Genomic DNA, 1450 nt, shown 5'->3' with positions numbered 1-1450 from the left:
TCCCTAAGGTTGATGTTGTTCGGGGCGAGTGCCCTGGATGCCCAGGGCGATGGGGTGTGGCTGATCGTTGGTTGCCGCACGGTGGCTCGGAAGGAATGGCCGCCCCGTCGTTCTGGACGCCCTGGCCACTGATTCAGATCTGATGCGAACCGTCGCTGTTTAGGGACCTGTTGGCGGGGTTGTCCACGGGGTTGACCTGCAACAACAGGAGAACGAGCGTGACGGAACGGCCGCTGGTCTGGGTCGGGATCGACGTGGGCAAAGCAACGCATCATGCGTGCGCGATGGACGCGGCCGGCAAGATGGTGTTCTCGCAGAAGGTCGCCAATGACCAGGCCGCGATCGAGCAGCTCGTTGCGCGCGCGGGTCAGGCCGCCGGCGAAGTGCGGTGGGCGATCGATCTGACCAGCAACGCCGCCGCGCTGCTGGTCGCGGTGCTGATCGCGACCGGGCAGCAGGTGGTCTACGTGCCCGGCCGGGTCGTGAACCGGATGACCGGCGTGTTCCGCGGCGAAGCGAAGTCCGACGCCAAAGATGCGCGGGTGATCGCCGAAACCGCGCGCATGCGCACCGATCTGACACCGGTCACGGCCACCGACGACCTGGTCATCGAGCTGACCAGACTCACCGCGCACCGCGAGGACCTGATGGCCGACTGGGTTCGCGGCGTCAACCGGCTGCGCGACCTGCTGACCGGGATCTTTCCCGCGCTGGAACGCGCTTTCGACTACTCCACCCGCAGCGCGCTGGTCCTGGTCACCGGTTTTCAGACCCCGCAGGCGATCCGCGAGGCCGGCGAATCCGGCGTGGCCGCCTACCTGCGCGAGCACGGCGCCTGGCCCCAGGGCATCCCCGGCATGGCCGCCGATGCCCTGGCCGCCGCGCACGCCCAGACGGTGCGGCTGCCCGGCGAAGCCACCACCGCGACGCTCCTCGCCGGCCTGGCCCGCCAGCTGCTCGCCCTGGACCGGCAGATCAAGGACACCGACAAACTGCTCACCAGCCAGTTCCGGGAACACCCGCAGGCCGGGATCATCGAGTCGCTGCCCGGTCTCGGGCCGATCCCGGGCGCCGAGTTCCTCGTGGCCACCGGCGGCAACCTCGCCACCTTCGCCACCTCCGGCCCGCTGGCCTCCTACGCCGGACTTGTTCCCGTGCCTCAAGATTCCGGCCGTGTCAGCGGAAACCCGCGGCGTCCCAAGCGATACAACCGCAGGCTGCGCCGTGTGTTCTCCATGGCAGCCCTGTCCAGCATCCGCGCCGGCGGACCATCGCGGACCTTCTACGACCGAAAACGCAGCGAACGACTCATTCACACACAGGCCCTGCTCGCCCTGGCCCGCCGCCTGGTCGACGTCCTGTGGGCCCTCCTGCGCGACGGCCGGAAGTTCACACCGACCGCGCCGCAACCCACTACCGCTGCGGCTTGACACGATCATTCAGATTCCTT

1 protein-coding gene is annotated in these 1450 nt (G+C 68.6%); it reads left to right on the top strand.

Annotation, left to right across the window (positions count from 1 at the left end):
* Positions 1-218: 218 nt before the first annotated feature.
* Positions 219-1430: an IS110 family RNA-guided transposase gene (locus tag OO71_RS45815; protein ID WP_033296413.1), complete on the top strand. Its 1212-nt coding sequence runs from the start codon at positions 219-221 to the stop codon at positions 1428-1430.
* Positions 1431-1450: the final 20 nt, after the last annotated feature.

It is taken from the genome of Amycolatopsis jejuensis (assembly GCF_000717335.1).
Lineage (GTDB): Bacteria > Actinomycetota > Actinomycetes > Mycobacteriales > Pseudonocardiaceae > Amycolatopsis > Amycolatopsis jejuensis.
Note: the sequence above shows the minus strand (reverse complement) of the source record. Positions and strands in the feature narration are given on the sequence as shown.